Genomic DNA, 26,325 nt, shown 5'->3' with positions numbered 1-26,325 from the left:
TGATATTTGTCCGAAGAATAGGTAGCAGCATAATGAATGAGTTGTAGTTACTTTTTCTAGTAACTATAATTTTAAATACAACATAACTATTTAATAAATACACTAATGATTCAATCTAAATTTCACAAAACGATATTCTTCGTTTTATTCTTTTCGATAATTGGATATAGCGGTCACGCCCAAACCAAGAAAGACTTCCATAATTGGGCAGCAACACCTCCTATGGGCTGGAATAGCTGGGACTGCTTTGGACCTACAGTAACAGAAGCAGAAGTAAAAGCCAATGCCGATTATATGTCCAAATATTTAAAACCTTATGGATGGAATTATATTGTTGTAGATATTAGATGGTATGTTGGCAACGATAAATCACACGGATACAATGAAAAGGATCCCGATTATGTTCTGGATCAATACGGTAGATTTTTGCCTGCAGTAAACCGTTTTCCTTCTGCAGCAGGAGGAAAAGGCTTTAAGCCCTTGGCAGATTATCTTCATAAAAAAGGATTAAAGTTTGGAATTCACATAATGCGTGGCATTCCTGTAATAGCTGTAAAACAAAACTTACCTATAAAAGGCACGAATTTTACAGCTAGGGATATTTATTCAGAAAAAGACCAGTGCACTTGGTTACACGATATGTACACTGTAGTTCCGGGCAAGCTAGGCGCTCAAGAATACTATAATTCTCTTTTTGAACTGTACGCTTCTTGGGGTCTCGATTTTGTTAAAATAGATGATCTTTCTTCCCCTATTTATTTTGAAGAGGAAATCAATATGATTCGCAAAGCCATCAATCATACCGGGCGTAAAATCGTATTGAGCACTTCCCCTGGCGAAACACCAATTGCACATGCAGATCACGTTCAAAAAAACGCCAATATGTGGCGTACTGTAGGTGATTTTTGGGATAGCTGGCAACAATTAAAAGACCATTTTGAAGTGTTTGACCGTTGGAACAAATGGCGTTCCTATGGAGCTTATCCTGATGGTGATATGTTGCCCCTTGGCCGTATTGGTATCAGGGCAGAAAGAGGAGATCCTCGTATGACATCTTTTACCAAGGATGAACAATACACTTTAATGACTTTATGGAGTATTTTTAAATCTCCTTTAATGTTTGGTGGTAACCTTCCAGATAATGATCCTTTTACCCTCTCATTATTGACTAATAGAAATGTACTGAAAGTTTTGAACGAAAGCACTAACAACAAGCCTCTTTTCACGGATAAAGACAAAGCCACATGGATTGCGGACGAACCGGGTACTGGAGCTAAATACTTAGCGGTCTTTAATACTCAGGATCAAAAATTAGTAACCGAAGAAAAAGCAGTTTGGAACAGCGGATTAATTACAAAATCAACCCCTAAACAAAGTGTGTTAGCAGATGTTGACATTTCGGGTGCTAAAAAACTATATTTAGTGGTAAATGATGCTGGTGACAAAACCGATTGGGATCATGCCGACTGGATTGAACCAACATTATATAACGGAAAAGATTCCCTTAAACTAACCAGTTTAAAATGGATAAAAGCAACCTCAGGTTGGGAAAAACCAAAAGTGAACCAAAGTGTTTCCGGCAATGCTCTTACAGTAAATAAAGTTAAATATGAAAATGGCATTGGTACCCATTCTAATTCAATTATAGAATTTGATATACCTGAAGGCTATACTCGTTTTAAAGCACTTGTTGGTTTGGATGAAGCTTGTGTCTCTCAAAATACGGGTGGGACCGTTAAATTTTTTGTATTTACCCAAAACCCTTCAGGACCTGCACCTCCAACCAGTATGAAAATTTCAATAAATTTGAAAAACATAGGACTTCCAGATGAGTATTTAATTACTGATTTATGGTCAGGAAAAGTATTAGGTAAATATTCCGGGGAATTTGTTCCTGAAATTAACCTGCACGGAGCAGGCTTGTATAAAATTATTAAAGTGTCGAAATAGTTAAATCATATTAAAAAAAAAGCATGAATTATAATCAAAATATTTCTTTAAAAAAAGGCAACTCTTATAAATGGTCCGTTTTGTTATTAATCTTGACTGTTCTTGGAACTGTTAATGCACAACAGGTATCTAAAAAATTGCCTAAGTCTGAAGTAAAGGGTTCTAATATAAAAACAAGTGCCTATTTATTTGTCTATTTTACAGGAAACAAAAAAGAGGAAGAACAGATACGTTTTGCCGTCAGTAATGACGGTTATAATTTTAGAGCATTAAACAATAATAATCCTATTATCAGTTCTGAAAAAATAAGCTCGACAGGAGGCGTAAGAGACCCACACATCCTTCGTGGTGCAGATGGAAAAACTTTCTATATGGTGGCGACCGATATGGTTTCTGCCAAAGGTTGGGATTCTAACAGAGCTATGGTTTTATTGAAATCAACTGATTTGGTAAACTGGAGTTCAACGGTTATCAATATTCAAAAGAAATATCCAAATAATGAAAATCTGAAACGGGTTTGGGCGCCGCAAACTATATATGATGTCCAAAAAGGCAAGTATATGATTTATTGGTCGATGCAGCACGGAAACGACATTGACAAAATTTATTATGCTTACGCTAATAAAGATTTTACTGATTTGGAAACCGAACCCAAGCAATTGTTTTTTAGTCCAACGAACGGAGCTTGTATTGACGGTGAAATTATTTTCAAGGACAATAAATACCATTTGTTTTTCAAAACAGAAGGTGCTGGTGCCGGTATAAAAATTGCCGTATCTGATCAACTTACTGAAGGCTATGTTTTGAGAGATAAATATGTGCAACAAACCAAATATCCTGTTGAAGGTGCTGGAGTTTTTAAACTGAATAATTCCAAAGATTATATTTTGATGTATGATCTTTATACAAAAGGAAAATACCAGTTTACCAAAACCAGTGACTTAGAGAATTTCTCGGTTATTGATAATGCTATTACGATGAATTTCCACCCGCGTCACGGAACTGTTGTGCCAATAACTGCGAAAGAATTGGAAAGATTGGAAAGTAAATGGGGAAATGCCAAGGATATTATGAGTTCCTCTGATGCCAAAGAGGTTAAGAAAGCCAATATCAAAGCTGATGGTGCAACGAAACAAGTTCATTTGCCAGTAAAACAAGGAACCAATCTTTCTTCATTTAAACCTGATTTTACAAAATTTGCAGGAGTAACTGTTGAACCAAAAACAGCTCAGGACTTTACAAAAGGAGCCGTAAAATATACCGTTACCATAAAAGGACAACCAGCAGAAATTTGGTTGGTTACCGCTTCGGTAGCGAATAATCCTGTTTTGAATGGTTTTTATGCCGACCCGGATATTCTGTATTCTGAAAAAACTTCAAAATACTACATCTACCCAACAAGCGATGGATTTGACGGTTGGTCAGGGACCTATTTCAAGACGTTCTCTTCACCTGATTTAGTAAATTGGACCGATGAAGGAATTATTCTTGATTTGGAAAAAGATGTTACTTGGGCAAAAAATAATGCTTGGGCTCCCTGTATTACTGAGAGAAAAGTTGAAAACGGTTATAAGTATTATTTCTATTTTACTGCAGGACAAAAAATTGGTGTCGCTGTGGCGGATAATCCTACAGGTCCGTTTGTTGATTCAGGAAAACCATTGGTGAACAAATTACCAAACGGTGTTTCTGGAGGACAACAAATAGATCCAGATGTATTTACCGATCCAAAAACTGGAAAAAGCTATTTGTACTGGGGAAATGGTTATATGGCTTGCGCCGAACTTAACGACGATATGATTTCTATCAAACAGGAATCTGTGAAGATTATGACTCCAAATGATACTTTCCGTGAAGGGACAACTGTCTTTTTTAGAAATGGTACATACTATTTTTTATGGTCAGAAGATGATACCCGAAGCGAAAATTATCGGGTATGTTATGGAACTTCTGATTCTCCAACAGGGAAAATAAATATCTCAAAAAATAACCTCGTAATTGCAAAAGATAAAAAAGGTGATATATATGGAACAGGCCATAATTCAGTAATTCAAATTTCTGGTAAAGACGAGTGGTACATTGTTTATCATCGTTTCAATTATCCAAAAGGAATTACCATGGGGGATGCTGCAGGATATAATAGAGAGGTATGTATCGATAAACTGGAATTCAATACTGATGGAAGTATAAAACAAGTAACTCCAACCCATCAGGGTATTAAGGCTGTTAGCTTAAATTAACCCACGAACGTAAAATTCCACACTTCAAAGCTAGTAAACAATTGTATTTTAAAAAATCAGATGTTGTGAATTGGACAACTTCTTCAAAAGTGAAGACAAAACAAGAAATAAATCAAATGGCTGATGAATATATTTAAAGAAATCCATTAAGATAAACTATATAATAAAAAATGTTTTATGCCCCTATTTATGCCCCTAAAAAACAAAACCCTTATAAAATAAGGGTTTAAAAGCTTTTCAGCAGAGAGGAAGGGATTCGAACCCTCGATATGTTGCCATATACACGCTTTCCAAGCGTGCGCCTTCAGCCACTCGGCCACCTCTCTATTTAATTTGAGGTTGCAAAGAACACGAAAAAAATTGACTTAAGAAAATTAAAACTAGATTTTTATGACAATTCACCGCGTAATGAAGTTTCAAATATTGTTTTAAAAATATCAGACGACACATTTTGACCTAATAAGTACATTAATTTGGTGATTGCCGCTTCGGTCGTGATATCTTTTCCAGAAATCACGCCTATTTTTTTCATAGAAGCGCTTGTTTCATATTGTCCCATTCTTACACTTCCGCCTGAACATTGTGTGACATTGACAATGTGTAAGCCACTTTTAACGGCTTTTTTTAGCAGTGACAAAAACCAATCCTCGGTTGGAGCATTTCCTGCCCCAAAGGTTTCCAAAACAATTCCTTTAAGTTGTGGTATGCCAAAAATAGCAGCCAAAACAGTTTCACTAATCCCGGGAAACAGTTTTATAATTGCCACCCGGTTTTCCATATTTTTATGAATTCTTAATCTTTTGACTCTTGTCTTGGTCAAAAATAATTCGGAATACATTTTCAAATACACACCAGACTCGACCAATGGCGGGTAATTTGGCGAAGAAAATGCATTAAAATGTTCCGAATTTATCTTTGTGGATCTGTTACCTCTGTATAATTTGTATTCAAAATAAAGACAGACTTCTCTTAGTACGGGTTTGCCATTATGTTGCAAAGAAGCAATTTGAATGGCGGTTATTAAATTCTCTTTGGCATCTGTTCTTAAATCACCAATTGGTAATTGTGATCCGGTAAAGATTACGGGTTTTGATAAATTTTCGAGCATAAAACTCAATGCGGAGGCCGAATACGACATAGTATCAGAACCATGAAGTACAACAAATCCATCGAAATCAGAATAATTATCTTCTATTATTGTTGCAATTTTTATCCATTTTTCAGGACTCATATTGGAAGAATCTATCGGATTTTCGAATGAAATGGTTTCAATGTCACAATCCAATTGTTTTAATTCCGGGATTCTTTGCAATAATTTACTAAAGTTGAAAGCCTTGAGAGCTCCCGTTTCAAAATCTTTCATCATACCAATGGTTCCTCCGGTATAAATCAAAAGTATTTTGGCCTTAGGTTGCATTTGTGTATTTCATTTTATTGACAACCGGATTGGCATACATTGCAAGAAAACTTTGTAAAGCCACAGGATTGTTTTGATCTATTCTCATTTCCAATCTGCGTTCAAAAAGTGATTTTTCATTTTCAGTATACAAATGGGAATAGGTTTTGGCATTATTCAAAATATCATAGGCAATATAATTGGAGGGCCATAATTTATAATTGTTCAGTATCGAATCATCAATGACTTGAGCCAAAGCCTGTATTTGCTTATTTGAATTTTCGAATTCTTCCTTAATTCCATCTAATTCTTGGCCAAGAATATCCCCAACGTGAATATGAATACGTTTTTTTTGCCCCATGACCCCGCTCATAAGGGTAACGAAATCCTCATTTTTTTCCTTTGTGTAAATTTCATTATTGGCTTCGGCTATTAATTGCGGCATTTTTAAAGCATCGGTCGGGTCATATTCATACGAAATGGAAACGGGAACTATCCTTATTTTCTTGAAATAATCAATTAAATTTTGTTCGTCGGAACCCATTGCAAGCATTTTTAAAACCCCTGGATTTGTGGCGTCATTACCGTCTTTGGTTCTTCCTTCTCGTTGTGCAATCCAAACCGAACGATTTTCGTGCAATAATAACTGCCCAATATATTCAGACAATAATTTTGAACTTTGCAGCATTTCTCGAGGGGACAACCCTCTTTGAACCAGAAAGTTTCGGTTTAATTTTGCCAGTATTTTTAAAAATGATTTTTTTACTAAATTATCCCCAATTGCCGATGCGGTCATAACAAGCCCGTGTTCATACAAACAAGCGTTCAATAGTGACGTATCCAACAAAATGTCACGGTGATTTGAAATAAACAAATAGGAAGTATTTTTTTTTAACTTCCCGAAGCCTGAAGTAGTCAACCCATCAGCAGTTCTTTTCAGCACTTTTTGAACGGAATGATATATAAAATTGCACTGAAAATCACGTATGGAATATGTTTTTTTTAGTTGTTTTTTCCAAACTTCATCGTCCACTTCCGGAAAAGTAAAGTGCATCAACGCCTTCATCATCGGGTGGTTTATTGAGGAACGAATGGCGTCATTTACTTCGGCATCATAATAAGGCCGAATAGCGTCAAATTTTGACATATTTAGAATATATTTTTTTATAATAACAAATGAACAAAATTTTTATCAAAAATAGCCGAATTCTCCGTTAAATCCCAAAAATAGTCTCAGAATTTTTGGTGGTAATCCTTGCGATTTCTTCTTGAGGTAAATTATAAATCGCAGCCAATTTGCTTACAACATGAACTAAATAACTACTTTCGTTGCGCTTGCCACGAAAAGGAGTCGGGGCCAAATAAGGAGAATCGGTTTCAAGAACAATATGTTTCAAATCGATTTGACTCAAGAATTGATCAATTTTTCCGTTTTTGAAAGTAACCACTCCTCCAATTCCGAGTTTCATATTATACGAGATGGCTTGTATTGCTTGCTCATAAGTTCCAGAAAAACAGTGAAAAATTCCAAATAAATCATCTGATTTCTCCTCTTCCAAAATCTCAAAAACGGCATCAAAAGCCTCCCGACAATGAATGACTATGGGCAATTTGCACTGTTTTGCCAATTGAATTTGTTTTCTGAAAGCGATTTGTTGTTCCTGTAAATGGGCTTTGTCCCAATATAAATCGATGCCAATTTCGCCAATGGCGTAGAATTTTCTTTTGGACAATTCTACTTCCACCCGTTCCAATTCTTCGAGATAATTGTCTTTCACATGCGTTGGATGCAAACCCATCATCAAGAAAACATTCTCAGGATGAGACTTCTCTAAATCGTACATCGCTTGCGTATAAGTTGAATCTATGGCGGGAATAAAAAACCGTGAAACACCGGCATCAATAGCACGCTGTATCATTTCGTTTCGATCTTCGCTAAATTCTTCTGAATATAAATGCGTATGTGTATCCGTAATTATCATTTGTTTTTTTAAAGTTGCAAAGTTAATATTTTCGATTGTTGGTTTTTTAGATTTTTGGATTACTTTTGATTAACGATCGATATTTATGAAAACCCTTCCCGACATTCTTAAAAAAGAAAAGTACAAGAAAATAAAGTTTCAAGTTTCAAAAACCCAACATTTACTCATAAAAGCGAGTATCAATGGCGTGAAAGGTAATTTTATTCTCGACACCGGAGCCAGCTCAAGTTGTGTTGGTTTTGAAAGTGTCGAATTGTTTCGACTGGAGGCCAAAAAATCAAAAACAAAAGCTTCGGGCGCAGGCGCAACAGGAATGTTTACACAAATTGCCGCCGACAATCATTTGAAATTGGGCAGTTGGAAACATTCTGGTTTTGAACTCGTGATTTTCGATTTATCCCATGTTAATGAAGCTTTAATCCAACACAAAGCAAAACCCGTTCACGGTATTATTGGTGCAGACATCCTAATGAAAGGGAAAGCAATAGTGGATTATCATAATTATTATTTATATTTACAATAATAAACCAACTTACATATAAAAATGAAAACCAATTTCAAAATCTTATTATTAGTTTTGGGGTTGCTATTATTTTCCTGTACAGATGAAAATCTAATTGAAGGAAACAAAACTGAAACATTTCCCAATTCCAACACTTTGAAAACTTCAAATCCCACTCCTCCAAAATTTTGGGATTTCAATGATTTGAATGAATGGGAGGATGCTTCCATGAATACAAATGGATCAATAAATTATGGCATTGACAATGGTATTTTAAATATTTTTACCAATGCCAATACTTGGGAAAGACCAAAAATAAAATCCGTTTCAACATTTACTACCGGAACTTACAATTGGAGAGTCTATATTCCTGAAATGGGAATGGGTGATATGACAAGTATAAGTGCTTTTTTGTACAATAATGACACCCATGAACTTGATTTTGAGATTGGTTATGGCAAACAAGCTATTAGACAAGAATTAAATGCAGCATCAGATGACCTTATTGTATACATGACTTCACAGGGAAATCCGTTTCAATCTATTAAAAATAAAATCAAAAGAGCGCAATGGTATGTGTTATCTGTCGAATTGACATTAAATTCTAACAGAAGATATTATGCCACTTGGAAAATCAATGGCGATATTCTGGCTTCGACCCCGCTCAATTATGGTACTAAATCTAAATTTAACATCTTTTGTAGTGTCGAAAATTTAACGTTTATAGGTGATCATATACCCAATTCCAAGAATTACGCTCTTTTTGATTATGTAGAATTTAAAGCTAACTAAAAAAATCCTATTTAGAATTAACTAAATAGGATTTTTTATTTATCAAGAAATTGCTTCGTTCCTCGCAATGACTACAACTCAAATGCTTTTTTAGGATTGTTATCACATAATAATTCTACGGGATTCTCCAATGCTTCTTTCACGGCAACCAAGAAACCAACTGATTCACGACCATCGATGATTCTGTGGTCATAAGACAAGGCAACATACATCATTGGGTGAATTTCCACTTTGCCATTTACGGCAATAGGGCGCTCGATAATATTGTGCATCCCAAGAATTCCTGATTGTGGTGGATTGATAATTGGAGTAGATAACATACTTCCAAAAACACCTCCATTGGTGATTGTAAATGTTCCGCCCGTCATATCGTCAACCGTAATTTGTCCGTCACGCGCTTTTATGGCCAACCTTTTAATATCAGCTTCTACTCCGCGGAAAGTCAAGTTTTCGGCATTGCGAACCACAGGAACCATTAATCCTTTTGGCCCGGAAACGGCAATTGAAATATCGTAAAAATCAAAAGCAATTTTATAATCGCCATCCATCATTGAATTAACGTCTGGGTACATTTTTAATGCTCTTGTCACCGCTTTTGTAAAGAATGACATATATCCTAAACCAAGTCCGCCGTGTTTTGCCTTGAAAGCCTCTTTGTATTCATTGCGCAACAAGTTAATTGGCGTCATATTTACTTCGTTGAACGTAGTCAACATTGCTGTTTCGTTTTTGGCTGCGACCAATCTTTCGGCAACTTTTCGGCGCAACATTGATAATTTTGTACGTTCGGATCCACGGCTTCCACCTGTTGGTGTTCCCATTGATGGAGTTGCATTTACTGCATCATCTTTGGTAATTCGTCCATCTTTCCCGGTTCCAATAATATCAGAAGGCTGGATATTTTTTTCGTCCAATATTTTTCTTGCTGCAGGAGATGGTGTTGATGAAGCATATGAAACTGGAGCTGCTGGAGCAGTTTTAACTTCTTCTTTTTTTGGTACCTCAACCACAACTACAGGTTTTGCTTCCGCAACTGGTGCTGAACTTGATGGTTTTGCACCTTCGGTATCAATCAAGCAAACCACTGATCCTACTGCAACCGCATCCCCTTCTTCGGCTTTTAGCGTAATTATTCCGCTTGCTTCTGCCGGCAATTCCAGTGTTGCCTTATCAGAATCGACTTCGGCAATAGCTTGGTCTTTTTCTACATAATCTCCATCTTTCACTAACCAAGTTGCGATTTCAACTTCTTTTATAGATTCCCCCGGTGATGGGACTTTCATTTCTAAAATCATAATTTTTAGTTTAAAGTTTAAATTGGTTAAAGTTTCAAGTTGGTTAACATCAACCCCGAAACTTTAAACCTGAAACAAATTTTTCTATCTGGATAAATTCTTGTCAAAAACAAATTTCATTGCTTCTGCATGACGACGTTTTGACCTGGTATAACTTCCAGATGCTGCTGCCGCAAAAGCTTTTAGCGAAGCTAATCTCCATTTGACCAAATTGAAATTCATCAACATATAACCGTAAGCTCCCATGTTTTTTGGCTCTTCCTGTGCCCAGACATAGTCATCCACTTTTGGGTATTTTGCTATTATTGCTTTTAATTGTTCTATTGGCAATGGAAATAATTGTTCAATTCTTACCACAGCCACGTCTTTTCTTCCGTTGATTTCTCTTTCGGCAGTGATGTCGTAATAGAATTTTCCGGTACAGAAAACTAAGGAGGTAACTTCCTCTTTATTTACGGTTTCGTCATCAAAAGTTTCTTGGAAATTCCCAGTTGCAAATTCTTCAACACCCGAAACTACTCTTGGATCACGCAACAAACTTTTTGGTGTAAACACAATAAGGGGTTTACGGAAAGTGGTTTTCATCTGTCTTCTCAGCAAATGGAAGAAGTTGGCAGGCGTTGTACAATTAGCAACAAACATATTCTGTCTGGCGCAAAGTTGCAAATAACGTTCCATCCTTCCTGAGGAATGCTCTGCTCCTTGCCCTTCGTATCCGTGAGGTAATAAGAGAACGATTCCGTTTTGATTGTTCCATTTGTCTTCTCCGCAAGAAATATACTGGTCAATTACAATTTGCGCTCCATTACTGAAATCACCAAACTGTGCTTCCCAAATCGTTAATGTATTTGGGCTTGCCAAGGCATATCCGTAATCAAACCCCAAAACTCCATATTCTGATAAAAGGGAATTGTAAACATAAAATTTACCCTTTTTCCCTTCTAAATTATTGATCAAGATTACTTCCTCCTCAGAATCTTCGACTTTTACAACGGCATGACGATGAGAAAAGGTACCTCGCTCCACGTCTTGCCCAGAAATACGAACGTCAAACCCTTCTCTTAAAAGGGAACCATAAGCTAAATGTTCGGCCATAGCCCAATCCAACTTATCGGTTTCGAAAAACATGGTTTTCCTGTCGTTTATTAATTTTTGGATTTTATTAATAAACTTTTTATCCTGTGGTAAATTACAAACCGCATTTGCTACTGTTGTCAGTCCTTCCTTAGAATAGGAAGTATCTACTTTTTTGAGCATTTGTGCTATACCTCCTTTTGATAAACCTTGCCATTCATTTTGCATAAATGGGGTAATTATTGTCAATTCTTTTTTACGGGATGCTGCGAGGTTTATTTCTAATCCAGATTTGTATTCTATTTCAAGCTCTTTTACAAAATTGGCATCAATCACACCTTCTGCCAATAATTTTTCGGCATATATATCTCTTGGATTCTTATGTTTTGCTATAACTTTATACAATAAAGGTTGTGTAAAACGAGGTTCATCGCCTTCATTATGACCGTATTTTCTATAGCCTAACAAATCGATAAATACGTCTCGACCAAATTTCATTCTAAAATCCAAGGCAAATAATATGGAGTGTACCACAGCTTCGGCATCATCGGCATTAACGTGCAATACAGGCGAAAGGGTTACTTTGGCAACATCTGTACAATAAGTGGATGAACGAGCATCAAGATAATTCGTTGTAAAACCCACTTGATTATTGATTACAATGTGTATCGTCCCGCCGGTTTGGTAACCGTCGAGTTGTGACATCTGTATAATTTCATATAAAATTCCCTGACCAGCGATTGCTGCATCTCCGTGAACGGCAATTGGCAATACTTTTGAAAAATCGTCCGGAAAATGTCTGTCTTGTTTTGCCCTTGTAATTCCTTCGATTACTGCGCCAACGGTTTCAAGATGTGAAGGATTTGGAGCAAGATTAATGTTGATTTTTTTTCCGGTACTCGTTGTTTTTTCGGAGGTAACTCCTAAATGGTATTTTACATCGCCGTCAAAATCATCTTGATTGTAATCTTTGCCTTCAAATTCCCCGAAAATATCCTGGGTAGATTTGCCAAAAATATTTGCCAAAACATTCAAACGACCACGATGCGCCATTCCCATTACAAAATGTTCCACTCCTTTTTCGGCGGCTTTTTCAATCAATACATCAAGTGCCGGAATGATGGATTCGCCTCCTTCGAGAGAAAATCGTTTTTGACCCACATATTTGGTATGCAAGAAATTCTCGAATGAAACCGCTTGGTTTAATTTGTTGAGAATCGCCCTCTTTTCGTCGGGAGAATATTTAGGATGATTGTCATTATATCCAATTTTATTCTGAATCCATTGGATATCCTCTGGTCTTCGAATAAACATATATTCAACCCCAATGGATTGACAATAAATTTTATCCAAATGGCCCAAGATTTCCTGCAAGGTACAAGGTGCAATTTTGATGATTTTTGCCGCATCAAATACCGTTGTTAAATCGGCTTTTGAAAGTCCAAAATTCTCAAGATCCAGGGTTGGCGTATAGGTTCTTCGTTTGTGAACTGGATTCGTTTTGGTAAACAAATGTCCACGATTTCTATAAGCATTGATTAAATTAATGACATTGAACTCTTTCTGAAGTTTCTCAGAAACAGAAGTGCTTTCCATAGCACCCGAAGCAACATTTGCAATTTGGGCTACTGGATTTTCCTCATTATAAGTAGTCATTCCAAAGTCGAAACCTTGGAAAAAACTTCTCCAACTTGGCTCTACGCTATCTGGATTTTCTAGATATTGATCGTATAATTGTGCAAAGAATTCGGTGTGTGCCGCATTTAAAAATGAAAACCTGTCCATAATATAGTATTGAATCCGCTAATTTTTCAAAATAGTTTGGCAAAAGTACAATAATACAATAAGGATATAATTTTTTTTTAGATACTTTTATGCCATATTTTTGTTAAAAATATAACCGATTATGGAAAAGAGTTGTTTTTTAATTGTTTCAAAATCAATTTTGGTTGTAACAGTTTTACTGTTTTCTAATGGTGTATTTGCACAAGGAAAAACATTCGCGCCAAATTCACAAAATGAATTTTGGAAAAATGTCCAATTTGGCGGAGGAATTGGCTTGGGATTTGGTTCCGGTTACACTAATATTACTTTGGCTCCAAGTGCCATTTATAACATAAATTCAACTATTTCGGCTGGATTAGGATTACAAGTAGGCTATGCTAAAGAAAAAAACCATTACACTTCCACTGTTTATGGTGCCAGCGTAATCGGGTTGGTGAATCCTATTCCCGAAATTCAACTTTCTGTAGAAATAGAAGAAATTAATGCCTCGACAGATTATCAACTTGATGGCGGCAATTTATCCACTAATTATTGGAATACCGGATTGTATCTTGGAGCCGGTTACAGAACCGGGAATGTGACTATTGGCGGACGATATGACGTTTTATACAATGCCAATAAAAGCATTTATGCTAACGCTTTTATGCCTTTTATAAGAGTATTTTTTTGATATTTATTATTAGTTCATTATCTGACTTTTTTAATGACGCGTCAAAGATGCCTTGTTGGTAACAATAATATTCACTTTCTTTGTTTTTGAATTAAAAAATAGCTTTTATAAAAATTTACAAAGTCTCCAATACTCATAATCTATAGATGTTGAAGACAAACATAAAATCATCCTAATCAATTGAAATGAAAAATATCCTTACTTTAATTATTTGTGTTTTGGGGTTTTCGCAAAATGCCTTTTCACAAGAAACCAAAAATGATTCTTTCCCTGACGGTACAAAAATTCCAAATTGGTTTTTAGAAACAGCAAAAGTTGAATTAAAAGATTTGGGTAAAAAATTCATAATTACCGACTTTGGCGCAAGTAACGATAGCCTTGCTGTACAAACCAAAGCAATACAAAATACGATTGATGAAGCTGCCAAGCAAGGCGGAGGAGTTGTCATAATTCCTAAAGGCGTTTTCTTAAGCGGCGCTTTATTCTTTAAACCCAAAACACATTTATATATTTCTGAACAAGCGGTTTTAAAGGGTTCAGATAATATTGCTGACTATCCAATTATGCCTTCAAGAATGGAAGGTCAAAATCTCGATTATTTTTCCGCTTTAGTTAATGCTAATGGGGTCGATGGTTTTACCATTTCGGGCAAAGGAACCATAAACGGTAACGGTCTTAAATATTGGGAGGCATTTTGGCAACGCCGTAAAGAAAATCCTAAATGTACCAACCTTGAAGTTTCAAGACCACGAATGGTATTTATCAGGAATTGCAATAATGTTCAGTTTCAAGATGTAAAACTAATTAATTCAGGATTCTGGACCAATCACTTTTATAATTGTAACAATGTAAAAATGCTTGACCTTTACATCTATTCTCCGGATAGTCCAGTAAAAGCGCCAAGCACAGACGCAATAGACATTGATGTTTGCTCTAATTTTCTAATAAAAGGGTGCTACTTATCAGTAAACGATGATGCTATAGCCATAAAAGGAGGAAAAGGCCCGTGGGCTGATAAAGATCCTAACAATGGTGGAAACTCAAATATCCTCATCGAAAATTGTGAATTTGGCTTTTGTCATTCCGCATTGACATTAGGAAGTGAATCAATACATGATAAAAACGTTTTGATGCGAAATTGCAAAGTAAAAGGAGCAAGAAGGTTATTATGGTTAAAAATGCGACCTGACACTCCTCAAAATTACGAGTTCGTTACAGTTGAAAATATCGAAGGACAAGCTTATAGTGCAATTGACATAAATCCATGGAAACAATTTTTCGATTTAAAAGGTCGCACGGATTTACCAATATCTACTTGCAAAAACATCACTTTAAAAAATATAAATTTAAAATGCGAAGTGTTTTTTGATGTTGTCTCTTCGGCTAATTACCAGCTGTCTAACTTTACCTTCCAAAATTTGAATATTGAAGCTATAAATGGTTCATTCAACAAAAGTCTGATACAGGGAATAAACCTAAAAAATGTAAAAGTGAATACTGTCTTGATAGAGTAGTTTTTTTTAAATCAATATTTATTCCTGAACCACACTTTTTGCCATTCTCGTTTGAGGATCAAAAAGGCAACATTTTCGGCTAATCCCACTAAATCTGATCCATCCAATTTTTTTATTTGATCTTCTGATACGTCAATTATGTAAAGGAGATTGAGATATTCGGCAAATTTATATTGAATCAATCTGTAGATTTTTTCGTGCAGCTGGATTTTTAATTCCTCGGGCGAAATGCTCATCGGGAAATCGATTCCTTCATTTGCCAGATTGAAATCCTTATTGATTTGCTCGATTAATTTTAAGTATAAAGCTTCCTTTTCGGCTTCTTCGAGTAGTAAATCGGTATTTATGGGAGTGATGTACATTTTTGATTTGGGAATTACGATTTACGATTTGGCTATCTAGAATGACAACTGTAAACTGCGACTGAACAACTGCTGACTATACTTTTCTTCCCATCAAATTTACACCGAAATCTCTTAATATTGCTTTTTTGTCATCAGAAATATTCATTTTTTCCAAAGTTTCAAAAGCTTTCAAAGTAAAATTCTCAATGGATTTATGTGTGGCTTTTGATGCGCTGGTTGCATTGAAAATTTCCTTTACAGTATTAATTTTATCTGTATTATCATCCGGTTGAATAGAGAACAAGTGTAACAATTGCTTTCTTTCTTCCGCTGACGAAAATTCAATGGCTTTCAGATACAAATACGTTTTTTTATTTTCGATAATATCTCCGCCCACTTGTTTTCCGAAGGTTTCCGGGTCGCCAAAAGCATCCAAATAATCATCTTGTAACTGGAAAGCCAAACCCAAATTAAGTCCAAAATCATAAATCAAATTGGCGTTTTCCTCAGAAGTTTCCGCAACGATGGCACCCATTTTCATCGCTGCAGCCACGAGAACTGCCGTTTTGTATTCGATCATTTTCAAATACTCTGGAATCGTGACATCGTCGCGAGTTTCAAAATCAACGTCGTACTGTTGTCCTTCACAAACTTCGAGAGCCGTTTTGCTGAATAATTTGGCCAATTTTCGAAATATTTTTGGCTGATATTGCTCGAAATATTGGTATGCCAAAATCAACATCGCATCGCCGGAGAGAATTCCGGTATTGACATTCCATTTTTCGTGAACGGTAATTTTTCCCCTTCGCAAAGGAGCATCATCCATAATATCATCGTGAATGAGCGAAAAATTATGGAAAACCTCAACGGCAAGAGCTGCCGGAAGTGCCTTTTTATAATCTGCATCAAAAACCTCGGTGCTCATCAATGTCAAGACAGGACGCATTCGTTTTCCGCCAAGTTGCAAAATGTAGTCAATTGGCTGATAAAGATTTTTGGGCTCTTTTACTATTTTTTGATTTTTTAAATAGGTTAAGAATTGCTCTTGATACTGGTTGATAGAAAGCATAGAAGTTATATCGTTTAATGCTACAAAGGAAACCAAAAAACTTGAAACCTTAAACCTTAAATTTTCCTAAATGTTAAATAATTGTAAATACTTTGGAAACTCTTTTGGTATCCAAAGTTTCCTGTTTAAATTTGTAATCGAAATTCAACTTTTTAAATTTCATAAAATGAAAGACAAAATAATATCGAAAGCGAGTGAATTGTTCCTAAAACTTGGTTTTAAGAGCGTGACTATGGATGATATTGCCGGCGAAATGTGCATTTCTAAAAAAACAATTTATAAATATTTCTGCAACAAAGAAATTCTAATTGAGGAATCAACAGCAATGGTTCACAAAGAAGTACATCAAATTATTGACAGCATTGTTGCTAAAAACTACAATGCCATCGAAGAAAATTTTGAAATACGGAAAATGTTCAAGGAAATGTTCAAATCCACTGATAGCTCTCCTGTTTATCAATTAAAAAAACATTATCCGGAAATATATGAAAAGGTAATATCAAGAGAAATTAACAAATGCAACACCACTTTTGAACAAAACATTAAAAAAGGGATTCAGCAAGGCTTGTATCGTGAAAATATCAACATTAAAAATTACACCCGATTTTATTACCATCTGATTTTTATCATTAAAGAAAGTACAAGTTCTGAAAAAGAAGCACAAAAATTAGAACTGGAAATTTTAGAATACCACATCAGAGCGATGGCAACTCTTGCAGGAATAATCGAACTAGAAAAACAATTACAAAACTACAATCTATAATGAAGAAACTCTTTTTAATACCCTTTTTAGTTTTTGCACTCACGGCAAAATCACAAAACTCAAGTAATAGCGAACAAACGAAACAAATAAAATCGTTAACGCTAAAAGAGGCTATCAACTATGCTTTAGAAAATAAAGCCGACGCTAAAAAAGCCAAACTTAAAGTAGAAAACAGCGAATACCAAATTCAGGAAGTGCGCTCAAGAGCTTTACCGCAAATTTCTGCTAATGGAAACTTAAGTTACAACCCCATTTTGCAAACAACGATTATTGATGGCGCAAATTTTGGACAACCCGGAACAATCATTCAGGCTAGTTTTGGTCAAAAATGGAATTCGGTTGCAGGGCTTTCGTTGACACAAAATCTTTTTGATCAATCCGTGTTTACCGGTTTGAAAGCTGCAAAATCAACTCGAGAATTTTATCAAATCAACAATCAATTAACCGAAGAACAAGTTATTGAGAGAGTAGCAAATAATTATTATCAAGTGTATGTTCAAAGACAAAAATTAAATGTTCTGGACAGTAATTATGACAATACCACTAAAGTGAAAAATATTATCAAAGGACAATTTGATAATGGCTTAGCCAAAAAAATTGATTTGGACCGAATTTTAGTAAAATTGTCAAATATAAGCACGCAACGCCAACAGGTATTGAATGCAGTCCAGTTACAAGAAAATGCATTAAAGTTTTATATAGGAATGCCTATTGAAACGGAAATTTCCATTCCGCAAACCGCATTCGAAATAAGTCCGCAAGCTTTATCTGAAGCCCCTAATACCGCAAACAGAACAGAATATTTGCTTTTGAAAAAAAACGAACAATTATTGGAATTTGCAAAGAAAGCACAAGAGGCGACTTACTACCCTACACTTTCACTATCCGGAAGCTATAATTTTATTGGTCAAGGTCCACAAATGCCTATTGGCGGAAAACCCGCAGATGGTGTTTATTGGTCCGATTACTCTTCAATTGGTTTGAATCTGAAAGTCCCCATTTTTACAGGTTTTGGTACACGCGCCAAAGTGAGACAAGCTGAAATTAATTTAAAAATCATCAAAGAAGATTTGAACGATACCAAATTAGCTCTTGATTTGTCATACGAAAATGCAAAAACACAAATCGATAACAGCATTATAACCATTAAAAATCAGAAAGAAAATGCAAAAATGTCTCAAGAAGTTTTAGATAATACAAAAAACAACTACATACAAGGATTGGCTTCTTTAACCGATTTATTGGATGCGGAAAATGCATTGACCGAAGCGCAAAACAATTACACATCGGCAATCTTAGATTACAAACTGGCAGAAATTCAATTAATCAAATCAAAAGGCGAGTTAAAAAACTTAGCAAAATAAACCAACAAAAATGAAAAAGACAATTTATATTATTATCGGTGTGGCGTTAGTAGGCTTGGCAACTTATACCCTAATAAATAACAAAAAAAAGAATGCTGAAGACACTGCTATTGTAGGAGAAAAAAATACCAGTGTAGCAGTGCGTGTAGCTACAGTTTCAACAGGCAAAATCGACGCGGATTTCGTTGCTAACGGGATTTTTGCTCCAGCACAGGAATTAAACTTCTCTGCAGAAAGCCCAGGCCGTGTCATGAAAGTTCTTGTAGACGAAGGTTCTTCTGTTAGAATCGGACAAACTTTAGCAATCATTAAAGGAGACAAACTAAATGTTGACGTTCAAAGTGCCGAAATGGCTTATCAAACAGCATTGACCGATACAAAACGTTTTGAAAATGCCTATCAAACAGGTGGTGTTACCAAGCAACAAGTGGATAATGCAAAACTGAATTTATCAAATGCCAGAGCACGTTTACAACAAACAAAAATCGCTTTGGGCGATGCTAATATCAAATCGACAATCAATGGTATTGTAAATAAAAAATTCATCGAGTCAGGTTCTGTAGTTAGTGCAGGTACGCAGCTATTTGAATTGGTAAATGTTAGTTCTTTAAAATTAAAAGTGAATGTAACCGAAAACCAAATTATACAGCTTAAAATCGGTTCTCCGGTAAAAGTGAAAGCAAGTGTTTATCCTGATAAAGAATTCAAAGGAAAAGTGACTTTCATTGCGCCAAAAGCAGACGCATCGTTAAACTTCCCTGTTGAAATTCAAATCGCTAATAATCCTAATAACGAAATCAAAGCAGGAATGTACGGAACCGCAACTTTCGGAAGCAGCGCAAGTGCACAACTGGAAATTAAAATGATTCCCAGAAATGCATTTGTGGGAAGTGTGAGTAGCAATCAAGTGTTTGTGGTAAACAACAATGTAGCTACTTTGAAAAAAATCGTGGCCGGAAGAATCTTTGGAGACAAAGTAGAAATCCTGGACGGATTAAACGATGGCGATGTAGTCGTTACAAGCGGACAAATCAATTTGAGCGACAATACAAAAGTAAGTATCGTTAAATAATTTCCTTAAATACAACAAATGAAAATAGTCGATATATCTATAAAACGACCATCAATAGTCATAGTATTATTCACCATATTACTATTGGGTGGCCTGTTCAGCTACAAACAACTGAGCTACGAATTAATTCCAAAATTTGAAGTAAACGTAATTACGGTTGCTACCGTATATCCAGGAGCATCTCCCGGAGAGGTTGAAAACACAGTAACCAAAAAACTGGAAGATGCCATTTCCACAATGGAAAACATCAAGAAAATAGAATCTAAATCTTACGAAAGTCTTTCGGTGGTGATGATTACCCTAACTACCGAAGCCGATGCGGATTATTCTTTGAACGATGCACAACGAAAAATTAATAAGGTTTTAAAAGACCTTCCAAATAATGTCGATCCACCATCCTTAAGTAAGTTCTCGCTCAGCGATTTACCAATTATGACTATTGGTGCTACAGGAAAAATGGATGAAATTGCTTTTTATGATTTATTAGACAAAAAAATCCAGCCCATATTATCGCGTGTTCCAGGTGTAGCTCAGGTAAATCTTATAGGCGGACAGGAAAGAGAAATTAAAGTAAGTTTAGATTCCAAAAAACTACAAGGATACGGACTTTCTGTTCCTCAAGTACAACAAGCGGTTCTTGGTTCCAATCTTGATTTCCCTACAGGAAACATCAAGACCAGAGAAAGCAAAACACAAATTCGTTTGTCAGGAAAATACAAATCGGTAGAAGAAATACGCAATTTAGTTATTTCTTCCAACAACGGCGTTCAAATTCGATTGGGAGATATTGCCGATGTTCAGGACTCACAAAAAGATGCAGAGAAGATTTCGAGAGTGAATCAGAAAAGTTCCATTATTCTTCAAGTCATCAAACAATCAGATGCCAATGCAGTTGAAGTAAGTGCAAAAGTAAAAAAAGCCATTGCTCAAATCGAGAAAGATTATGCAAAATCCAACTTGAAATTATCCGTAGCCAACGATAGCAGCGAATTTACCTTAACAGCTGCCGATGGAGTAATGCACGATTTATTTATTGCCATAATCTTGGTGGCATTTGTAATGTTGTTTTTCTTGCATAGTTTGCGTAATGCGATAATCGTGATGGTTTCGATTCCAGCTTCATTAATTGCGACTTTCATCGGAATTTATTTAATGGGCTACACGCTTAACTTAATGAGTTTATTGGGACTTTCGTTAGTGGTAGGTATCCTTGTGGATGATGCGATTGTAGTGCTGGAAAACATTCACCGACACATGGAAATGGGTAAAAACAAAGTACGTGCTGCTTATGACGGAGCTGCCGAAATTGGTTTTACCGTAATGGCGATTACTTTAGTAATCATCGTGGTATTCCTTCCAATTGCAATGAGTACTGGACTTGTTTCTAATATCATCACGCAATTCTGTGTTACGGTAATTATTGCTACCTCATTCTCCTTATTGGCTTCATTCACAATTGTGCCTTGGTTATTCTCTCGTTATGGAAAATTAGAGCACATCACTAAAAAGACATTTTTTGGCAGAATCATTTTGGGTTTTGAATCTTATTTAGACGCCTTCACTCACAAAGTAACTGATATATTAAAATGGTCTTTAAAGCACAAAAAAAGTACCTTGGCCATTGTTTTAGTTCTTTTCTTATCTTCCACAATGGGATTAGTTGGTGGTGGTTTCATTGGTGGAGAATTCTTTGCAAAAACCGACAAAGGGGAATTCTTGGTACAAATTGAAATGCCAAAGGACGCTTCGGTAGAGCAAACCAATTTCATGACACAAAAAGCCGAAGAATTTTTACGAAGCGATAAAAATGTAGTGGATATGATTACCACCGTTGGGCAAACCAGCGAAGGAATGGGAGCTACACAAGCTACTGCTTACAAATCGGAAATTCTGGTTTCCTTGGTTGACAAAAGTAAACGGGAGGACAACTCCTTTATATTTGCCGCAAAAATCAAACGCAAATTAGAAAAAGTGTTGATTGGAGCCAAAGTAAAAACCGTCCCTATGGGATTAATGGGAGCCAACCGAGCACCAATTATGTTAACCGTGACGGGACCAAATTTTGAAGATGCGATGTCCTTTGCAACCAAAGCAGCAGCTGAATTGAAAAAAATTCCAGGATCATCTGAAGTTAAATTAACTTCTGAAGCTGGGAATCCTGAAATTAAAGTCGTGGTCAACCGTGATAAAATGGCTGCTTTAGGATTGACACTACAAACTGTAGGGATGACAATGCAAACGGCTTTCAGCGGAAATACCGATGGAAAATTCCGTGCAGGAGAATACGAGTATGACATCAACATCCGTTTTAATGAATATGACCGTTCTAATGCCAAAGATGTAAACGATTTAATTTTCCTAAACAATGCCGGACAGCAAATCAAGTTATCTCAATTTGCCGATGTTATCGAAAGTTCTGGTCCAAGTATGTTGGAACGTAGAGACAAAAGTACTGCTGTTTCTATAGAAGCGCAAACCGTTGGTCGTCCTTCTGGTACAGTGGCAGGCGATTGGGAAGGTGTTTTCTCTAAAATGGATAAACCGGCCGGTGTCAATTACGTTTGGGGTGGTGATATGGAAAACCAAACAGAAGGTTTTGGTACTTTAGGAATTGCATTGTTGGCAGCGATTATCTTGGTTTACCTTGTAATGGTAGCACTATATGATGACTTTGTTACCCCATTTGTAGTATTGTTTTCTATACCATTATCATTCATTGGAGCCTTATTAGCCTTGGCATTGACCAATAACTCGTTGAATATTTTCACCATATTGGGTATCATTATGTTAATTGGTTTGGTGTGTAAGAATGCCATTTTACTGGTTGACTTTGCCAACCATAGAAAAGACGCAGGAGAAACCACATTTGATGCACTAGTTCAAGCAAACCACTCCCGTCTTCGTCCTATTTTGATGACGACAATTGCTATGGTAATTGGTATGATTCCTATCGCCTTGGCCAAAGGAGCCGCTGCCGAAATGAACAACGGATTGGCTTGGGTAGTTATCGGAGGTTTGATGTCTTCACTTTTCCTTACCTTGATTGTCGTACCTGTAGTGTATGCTATTTTTGACAGTATCAGAGTTCGTTTAGGCAAAGACAAAAAAGTAAATTATGGCGAATTAATGACCGCCGAATACAAACACCGAAAATTAGTGGACGGTTTTAACCCAAAACATAAAGTTTAAAAAAATTGAAATAGCACTCTAAAAAAGAAGTTATTCAAGAAACAATTGTAAAGAAACCACTTGAAATTTGATTTTGGGTGGTTTTTTGTTTTTTGTGGGAATGGAATGGTTATATTTGAAAGAAAATAAAGCGAAACAAACCTTCGCCAATCTACCCCAATTTGGGTGTATATTCACTACTTTGTAGCGAGTATATGCAAGTTAGTGGCAAGCAATTCCAAAAAACAGCAAATTAGAAACAATTAAAAACAACTAAATATGGAAGAAATGAGTGAAAAATTGAATGAATTATCTTTCGGGAAAGAAGCAAGTGAAAAAATCGAAGAATTTAAAGAAGGTTTAGCCAAAATTGAAAGTGAATATTCAGAATATTTCACAAACAGAAAGCCAACAAATGATTTTGATAAAAATGACAGATTACATAATCATTTTATCCCAATTACTGATAAAAATGGTATTGCATTTAATTTTCTAGCAGAATCGGATTTGGATGAAACAATAAGAAAAGAATGTGAAAATTTGTTTGCAAATATTTTTAACAATCAAAAATAGAAAAATGAAAAACATCAAATATTTGATTTATTTAGGATTGCTGACGTTAGCAAGTTGTGGAGTTCATTCAGAAGTCCAAATGAGTAATATTATGGATAAAACATACATAGGTATGTCTGAATCAGAATTCAAAGAAAAAGTTGTAGGAGAAGAAAATGTAAAAATGGATACAACTATTTCTATTTACAAAGTAACGGTAAGTTCAAATCGTTACATCGAAGGATGGACACACAAAACTAGATTTTTTTATTTTTCTAATAATAAGTTAGTTCAAGTTGATGAAGGAGAAAGAGCTGTTGATTATAGAATAAAAGTTGATTAAAAATAATTGAAAGTGAGAAAACCCAATTTTGCCAGCCACTAACAGGCGTTTGGCAAGATTTGGGTTTTAGGCATAATTTAAAGCTGAATTTGTACTTGCAAAGTTCAGTTTTCAACCGAAATTTAAGGCTTCCTTAATCCCAAACCTCGCCAAGCGCCGGGACGTTGGCGGTCAGCTTGAAAACCAAAACACCGAAAATAACTGAAATATGACATTATACTCATTAGAAGACGCTCAATATTTAAAAGATTTCTATTCTCCTAAAGTAGTCAACAAAATAGCTGACGAGGAATTTGCATTAAGAATAACAAGCATTGAAATTAAAGAATTTAAAAAAGACTTTTACAACTTATCCTGTTCGGGCTATTTTGTCAATAACACTTCTATCGTTCCAGTAATAAGTATACAATCAATGGTTAAATCTATGAATTTGGATTCTCCTGAAGTTGTATTACAACGTCGAAATCTATAAACAAAATATGTCCTTTTTCTTTATCGAATTTTAATTGGAAAGCATTTGGATATTTATCTAATTCTTTTTTAAAACTTTCCCATATTGGATTAATTGAATTCATCGTATTTGAAATAACATTTTCTGACATAATAAATAATTTAACTTTCATCCAGCTCTCCGAAGTGTTCTTTAAAAAATGAACGTTCTTAAAAGTCGGTGTTGCTGTGCGAAGTCTCCCGACTTTGCACCCATTGCTATATGCAACAAACACTCACTGAAAAATGAGTTAACAAAGTTATAACTGTATATTGAAGTAGGTACGAAGTCGGGAGACTTCGCACAGCAAGGGTTGCTAGATGTTTTAAAAAGCTTAAATTATAAAAACCACCCGAGATTTGATTTTGGGTGGTTTTTTGTTTTTTGCAGACAGACTGAAATAAAAAATGTAGTACCTTGCCTTTGAATAATTCGTTATAAACATTCCACTAAAATTAAAGAATCCCAATACCCAATGAAACGAGAACATTATATTCCATTTGACAAGGAATTCATACTCAAACAACAACTAACCGCCTTCTCTCAAGACCCAAAAAAGGTCGAGGATTTCAAGAAGTTATTCGATATAATTGAACATTATTTTCACTACGAAGCCTTTAATCTTATCCGTAATTTAAAACAAAATTACGCTGCATTTAACCCTGATCTAAGTCCAAAAGAACGAGAAGAAAATAAAGGAATAAGTAATCTTCTGAATTTTAAAGAAACCCTTCATAACGTCCTTGATCGAGCCAATTATAGACGTGTTGATAAAGAAACTTTAGACAAAGCCTTGAAAGATTCGGATTTAATAGGATTAAATCTTGCCATAGATTTTACCGTTTTTGAAGAGTATGAATTGTATGTTCAAGGTCATCATAAAACGAAAGAAAAAGTAAATCACTATTTTTTTTGGAAGAAAGAAATAGAGGTAGAATACTATGATCGTGTAATAGTTTATCTTAATTATAAGGACACCAATTATTTTAAAGACAAAAAAATTGACGTAGAAAAACTGCTTATTGACCCTAGATGTATTGTCATAAAAGTCTTTAAACGCGTCCCCATAAACGATCTTGAAACCGTATTCCCAAATGCCGTTCCTAAGATGTCCACAACGGATAAACTATTGTTTTGGGTTCCTGGAATTGTAGGAGGCATTTCGTTATTGAGCACCAAAGTAATTCCTGCATTAATAAAAATGGATGCAGCATACAAATCAGGTGAGACAATTGATTTGTTAAACAGTAAAACCTCATTAAATCAAGGTCTAATTGCACTGGGAATATTGGTTGCTTACTTATTTCGACAATACAATAACTTTGTAAACAAGAAGATAAAATATTCAAAAATGCTTTCGGATAGCCTTTACTTTAAAAATCTGGGGAATAATAGCGGCGCATTTTTTTCGTTATTAAACGCGTCGGAAGAAGAAGTGCTTAAAGAAACTCTTTTGGCTTACGCATTTTTAAATAAAAGCGAAAACCCATTAACCGCAGAGAAACTCGACAATCAAATTGAATCTTGGTTCCTAACAAAGTTAAACACAAACCTTGATTTTGATGTAAAAGAGGCATTATTGAAATTAAAAAGCATTGGACTTGGCATCGAAACGAACGGAAAATGGGAAGTTATTCCTTTAGACAAGGCACTCATTAAAATAGATGAAATATGGGATGGGGTTTTTGACTATAACCAAAAATAGTCCTTCAATAGTTCAGATATTCGCCACACCGTTAGCGCAAAAATGAGTCAATATTATCAAAAATCAATAAAAAAAATAGAAACAACCCTAAAAATCAAAATCGGCTGTTACAAAAATTTGTGACAGCCGATTTTTTTATAGACGCTATAGTATTGATTTAATACGCAGAATAGATATTTATTTTCTCTAATTTCTGATAGCAAGAGCGCCTTCTGTATACAGTAAAGTTACGTATTAACCTGAATTCGATTAATA

21 protein-coding genes and 1 tRNA gene are annotated in these 26,325 nt (G+C 35.4%); 14 read left to right on the top strand and 8 right to left on the bottom strand.

The window, feature by feature from the left end:
- The first annotated feature begins 105 nt into the window (after positions 1-105).
- On the top strand, positions 106-1,950 hold the full coding sequence (locus B2145_RS10390) for an NPCBM/NEW2 domain-containing protein (RefSeq protein ID WP_291101899.1): 1,845 nt from the start codon (positions 106-108) through the stop codon (positions 1,948-1,950).
- Positions 1,951-1,973: 23 nt separating this feature from the next.
- The gene (locus tag B2145_RS10385) at positions 1,974-4,190 is read left to right on the top strand and encodes a family 43 glycosylhydrolase (RefSeq protein WP_291101898.1); all 2,217 of its coding nucleotides are present in this window, start codon (positions 1,974-1,976) and stop codon (positions 4,188-4,190) included.
- Positions 4,191-4,431: 241 nt separating this feature from the next.
- Here B2145_RS10385 and B2145_RS10380 read toward each other — a convergent pair.
- The 4 genes from B2145_RS10380 to B2145_RS10365 all read right to left on the bottom strand — a co-directional run bounded on the left by B2145_RS10380 (position 4,432) and on the right by B2145_RS10365 (position 7,568).
- Positions 4,432-4,516, bottom strand: a tRNA-Ser gene (locus B2145_RS10380).
- Positions 4,517-4,578: 62 nt separating this feature from the next.
- Entirely contained in the window at positions 4,579-5,607 is a 1,029-nt protein-coding gene (locus B2145_RS10375) for an asparaginase (protein WP_291101896.1), read from the bottom strand.
- Positions 5,597-6,733: a 1-acyl-sn-glycerol-3-phosphate acyltransferase gene (locus B2145_RS10370; protein ID WP_291101894.1), complete on the bottom strand. Its 1,137-nt coding sequence runs from the start codon at positions 6,731-6,733 to the stop codon at positions 5,597-5,599. Before B2145_RS10370 ends, B2145_RS10375 begins: the two co-directional genes overlap by 11 nt.
- A 67-nt stretch (positions 6,734-6,800) precedes the next feature.
- Entirely contained in the window at positions 6,801-7,568 is a 768-nt protein-coding gene (locus B2145_RS10365) for a TatD family hydrolase (protein WP_291101892.1), read from the bottom strand.
- 85 nt (positions 7,569-7,653) lie between these two features.
- On the opposite strand from B2145_RS10365, the gene B2145_RS10360 reads away from it, so the two are divergent.
- Both B2145_RS10360 and B2145_RS10355 read left to right on the top strand, forming a co-directional pair.
- The gene (locus B2145_RS10360; protein ID WP_291101890.1) at positions 7,654-8,091 is read left to right on the top strand and encodes a retropepsin-like aspartic protease; all 438 of its coding nucleotides are present in this window, start codon (positions 7,654-7,656) and stop codon (positions 8,089-8,091) included.
- Positions 8,092-8,112: 21 nt separating this feature from the next.
- Positions 8,113-8,862, top strand: coding sequence for a hypothetical protein (locus B2145_RS10355; RefSeq protein ID WP_291101888.1), 750 nt, complete (start codon positions 8,113-8,115; stop codon positions 8,860-8,862).
- A gap of 71 nt (positions 8,863-8,933) precedes the next feature.
- Here the strand turns inward: B2145_RS10355 and odhB are convergent, their stop codons facing one another.
- Entirely contained in the window at positions 8,934-10,157 is a 1,224-nt protein-coding gene (gene odhB, locus B2145_RS10350) for a 2-oxoglutarate dehydrogenase complex dihydrolipoyllysine-residue succinyltransferase (protein ID WP_291101886.1), read from the bottom strand.
- A gap of 84 nt (positions 10,158-10,241) precedes the next feature.
- The gene (locus B2145_RS10345; RefSeq protein ID WP_291101884.1) at positions 10,242-13,016 is read right to left on the bottom strand and encodes a 2-oxoglutarate dehydrogenase E1 component; all 2,775 of its coding nucleotides are present in this window, start codon (positions 13,014-13,016) and stop codon (positions 10,242-10,244) included.
- 121 nt (positions 13,017-13,137) lie between these two features.
- On the opposite strand from B2145_RS10345, the gene B2145_RS10340 reads away from it, so the two are divergent.
- Both B2145_RS10340 and B2145_RS10335 read left to right on the top strand, forming a co-directional pair.
- Entirely contained in the window at positions 13,138-13,686 is a 549-nt protein-coding gene (locus B2145_RS10340; RefSeq protein ID WP_291101882.1) for a hypothetical protein, read from the top strand.
- 185 nt (positions 13,687-13,871) lie between these two features.
- Positions 13,872-15,200, top strand: a complete 1,329-nt coding sequence (locus B2145_RS10335; protein WP_291101880.1) for a rhamnogalacturonidase — start codon at positions 13,872-13,874, stop codon at positions 15,198-15,200.
- A gap of 11 nt (positions 15,201-15,211) precedes the next feature.
- Here the strand turns inward: B2145_RS10335 and B2145_RS10330 are convergent, their stop codons facing one another.
- Positions 15,212-15,562, bottom strand: a complete 351-nt coding sequence (locus B2145_RS10330) for a hypothetical protein (RefSeq protein ID WP_291101878.1) — start codon at positions 15,560-15,562, stop codon at positions 15,212-15,214.
- A 76-nt stretch (positions 15,563-15,638) separates the two neighbouring features.
- The gene (locus B2145_RS10325) at positions 15,639-16,613 is read right to left on the bottom strand and encodes a polyprenyl synthetase family protein (RefSeq protein WP_291101876.1); all 975 of its coding nucleotides are present in this window, start codon (positions 16,611-16,613) and stop codon (positions 15,639-15,641) included.
- Positions 16,614-16,779: 166 nt separating this feature from the next.
- On the opposite strand from B2145_RS10325, the gene B2145_RS10320 reads away from it, so the two are divergent.
- From B2145_RS10320 to B2145_RS10285, 8 genes are all read left to right on the top strand, one after another.
- Positions 16,780-17,376: a TetR/AcrR family transcriptional regulator gene (locus tag B2145_RS10320; RefSeq protein WP_291101874.1), complete on the top strand. Its 597-nt coding sequence runs from the start codon at positions 16,780-16,782 to the stop codon at positions 17,374-17,376.
- A complete protein-coding gene (locus B2145_RS10315) occupies positions 17,376-18,740 on the top strand; it encodes a TolC family protein (protein ID WP_291101872.1) in 1,365 nt (454 codons plus the stop codon). The genes B2145_RS10320 and B2145_RS10315 overlap by 1 nt, the downstream gene beginning before the upstream one ends.
- A 10-nt stretch (positions 18,741-18,750) precedes the next feature.
- Entirely contained in the window at positions 18,751-19,812 is a 1,062-nt protein-coding gene (locus B2145_RS10310) for an efflux RND transporter periplasmic adaptor subunit (RefSeq protein WP_291101870.1), read from the top strand.
- An 18-nt stretch (positions 19,813-19,830) separates the two neighbouring features.
- Positions 19,831-23,001, top strand: coding sequence for an efflux RND transporter permease subunit (locus B2145_RS10305; RefSeq protein WP_291101868.1), 3,171 nt, complete (start codon positions 19,831-19,833; stop codon positions 22,999-23,001).
- 258 nt (positions 23,002-23,259) lie between these two features.
- Positions 23,260-23,553 (top strand): hypothetical protein, encoded by a 294-nt coding sequence (locus B2145_RS10300; RefSeq protein ID WP_291101866.1) that lies wholly within the window; start codon positions 23,260-23,262, stop codon positions 23,551-23,553.
- A 4-nt stretch (positions 23,554-23,557) separates the two neighbouring features.
- Positions 23,558-23,875, top strand: coding sequence for a hypothetical protein (locus tag B2145_RS10295; protein ID WP_291101864.1), 318 nt, complete (start codon positions 23,558-23,560; stop codon positions 23,873-23,875).
- A gap of 208 nt (positions 23,876-24,083) precedes the next feature.
- Complete coding sequence (locus B2145_RS10290) at positions 24,084-24,347, top strand: hypothetical protein (RefSeq protein ID WP_291101862.1); 264 nt, start codon at positions 24,084-24,086, stop codon at positions 24,345-24,347.
- 493 nt (positions 24,348-24,840) lie between these two features.
- Complete coding sequence (locus tag B2145_RS10285; RefSeq protein ID WP_291101860.1) at positions 24,841-26,070, top strand: TMEM143 family protein; 1,230 nt, start codon at positions 24,841-24,843, stop codon at positions 26,068-26,070.
- Positions 26,071-26,325 lie beyond the last annotated feature (255 nt).

The sequence above is a fragment of the Flavobacterium sp. UBA5153 genome (genome assembly GCA_002413745.1).
Lineage (GTDB): Bacteria > Bacteroidota > Bacteroidia > Flavobacteriales > Flavobacteriaceae > Flavobacterium.
The sequence above is the reverse complement of the archived record's forward strand: the minus strand, read 5'-3'. Positions and strand labels throughout refer to the sequence as shown.

Coding starts and splice junctions, on each gene's coding strand:
- B2145_RS10390 (WP_291101899.1), top strand. CDS start 106: ATGATTCAATCTAAATTTCACAAAACGATATTCTTCGTTTTATTCTTT.
- B2145_RS10385 (WP_291101898.1), top strand. CDS start 1,974: ATGAATTATAATCAAAATATTTCTTTAAAAAAAGGCAACTCTTATAAA.
- B2145_RS10375 (WP_291101896.1), bottom strand. CDS start 5,607: ATGCAACCTAAGGCCAAAATACTTTTGATTTATACCGGAGGAACCATT.
- B2145_RS10370 (WP_291101894.1), bottom strand. CDS start 6,733: ATGTCAAAATTTGACGCTATTCGGCCTTATTATGATGCCGAAGTAAAT.
- B2145_RS10365 (WP_291101892.1), bottom strand. CDS start 7,568: ATGATAATTACGGATACACATACGCATTTATATTCAGAAGAATTTAGC.
- B2145_RS10360 (WP_291101890.1), top strand. CDS start 7,654: ATGAAAACCCTTCCCGACATTCTTAAAAAAGAAAAGTACAAGAAAATA.
- B2145_RS10355 (WP_291101888.1), top strand. CDS start 8,113: ATGAAAACCAATTTCAAAATCTTATTATTAGTTTTGGGGTTGCTATTA.
- odhB (WP_291101886.1), bottom strand. CDS start 10,157: ATGATTTTAGAAATGAAAGTCCCATCACCGGGGGAATCTATAAAAGAA.
- B2145_RS10345 (WP_291101884.1), bottom strand. CDS start 13,016: ATGGACAGGTTTTCATTTTTAAATGCGGCACACACCGAATTCTTTGCA.
- B2145_RS10340 (WP_291101882.1), top strand. CDS start 13,138: ATGGAAAAGAGTTGTTTTTTAATTGTTTCAAAATCAATTTTGGTTGTA.
- B2145_RS10335 (WP_291101880.1), top strand. CDS start 13,872: ATGAAAAATATCCTTACTTTAATTATTTGTGTTTTGGGGTTTTCGCAA.
- B2145_RS10330 (WP_291101878.1), bottom strand. CDS start 15,562: ATGTACATCACTCCCATAAATACCGATTTACTACTCGAAGAAGCCGAA.
- B2145_RS10325 (WP_291101876.1), bottom strand. CDS start 16,613: ATGCTTTCTATCAACCAGTATCAAGAGCAATTCTTAACCTATTTAAAA.
- B2145_RS10320 (WP_291101874.1), top strand. CDS start 16,780: ATGAAAGACAAAATAATATCGAAAGCGAGTGAATTGTTCCTAAAACTT.
- B2145_RS10315 (WP_291101872.1), top strand. CDS start 17,376: ATGAAGAAACTCTTTTTAATACCCTTTTTAGTTTTTGCACTCACGGCA.
- B2145_RS10310 (WP_291101870.1), top strand. CDS start 18,751: ATGAAAAAGACAATTTATATTATTATCGGTGTGGCGTTAGTAGGCTTG.
- B2145_RS10305 (WP_291101868.1), top strand. CDS start 19,831: ATGAAAATAGTCGATATATCTATAAAACGACCATCAATAGTCATAGTA.
- B2145_RS10300 (WP_291101866.1), top strand. CDS start 23,260: ATGGAAGAAATGAGTGAAAAATTGAATGAATTATCTTTCGGGAAAGAA.
- B2145_RS10295 (WP_291101864.1), top strand. CDS start 23,558: ATGAAAAACATCAAATATTTGATTTATTTAGGATTGCTGACGTTAGCA.
- B2145_RS10290 (WP_291101862.1), top strand. CDS start 24,084: ATGACATTATACTCATTAGAAGACGCTCAATATTTAAAAGATTTCTAT.
- B2145_RS10285 (WP_291101860.1), top strand. CDS start 24,841: ATGAAACGAGAACATTATATTCCATTTGACAAGGAATTCATACTCAAA.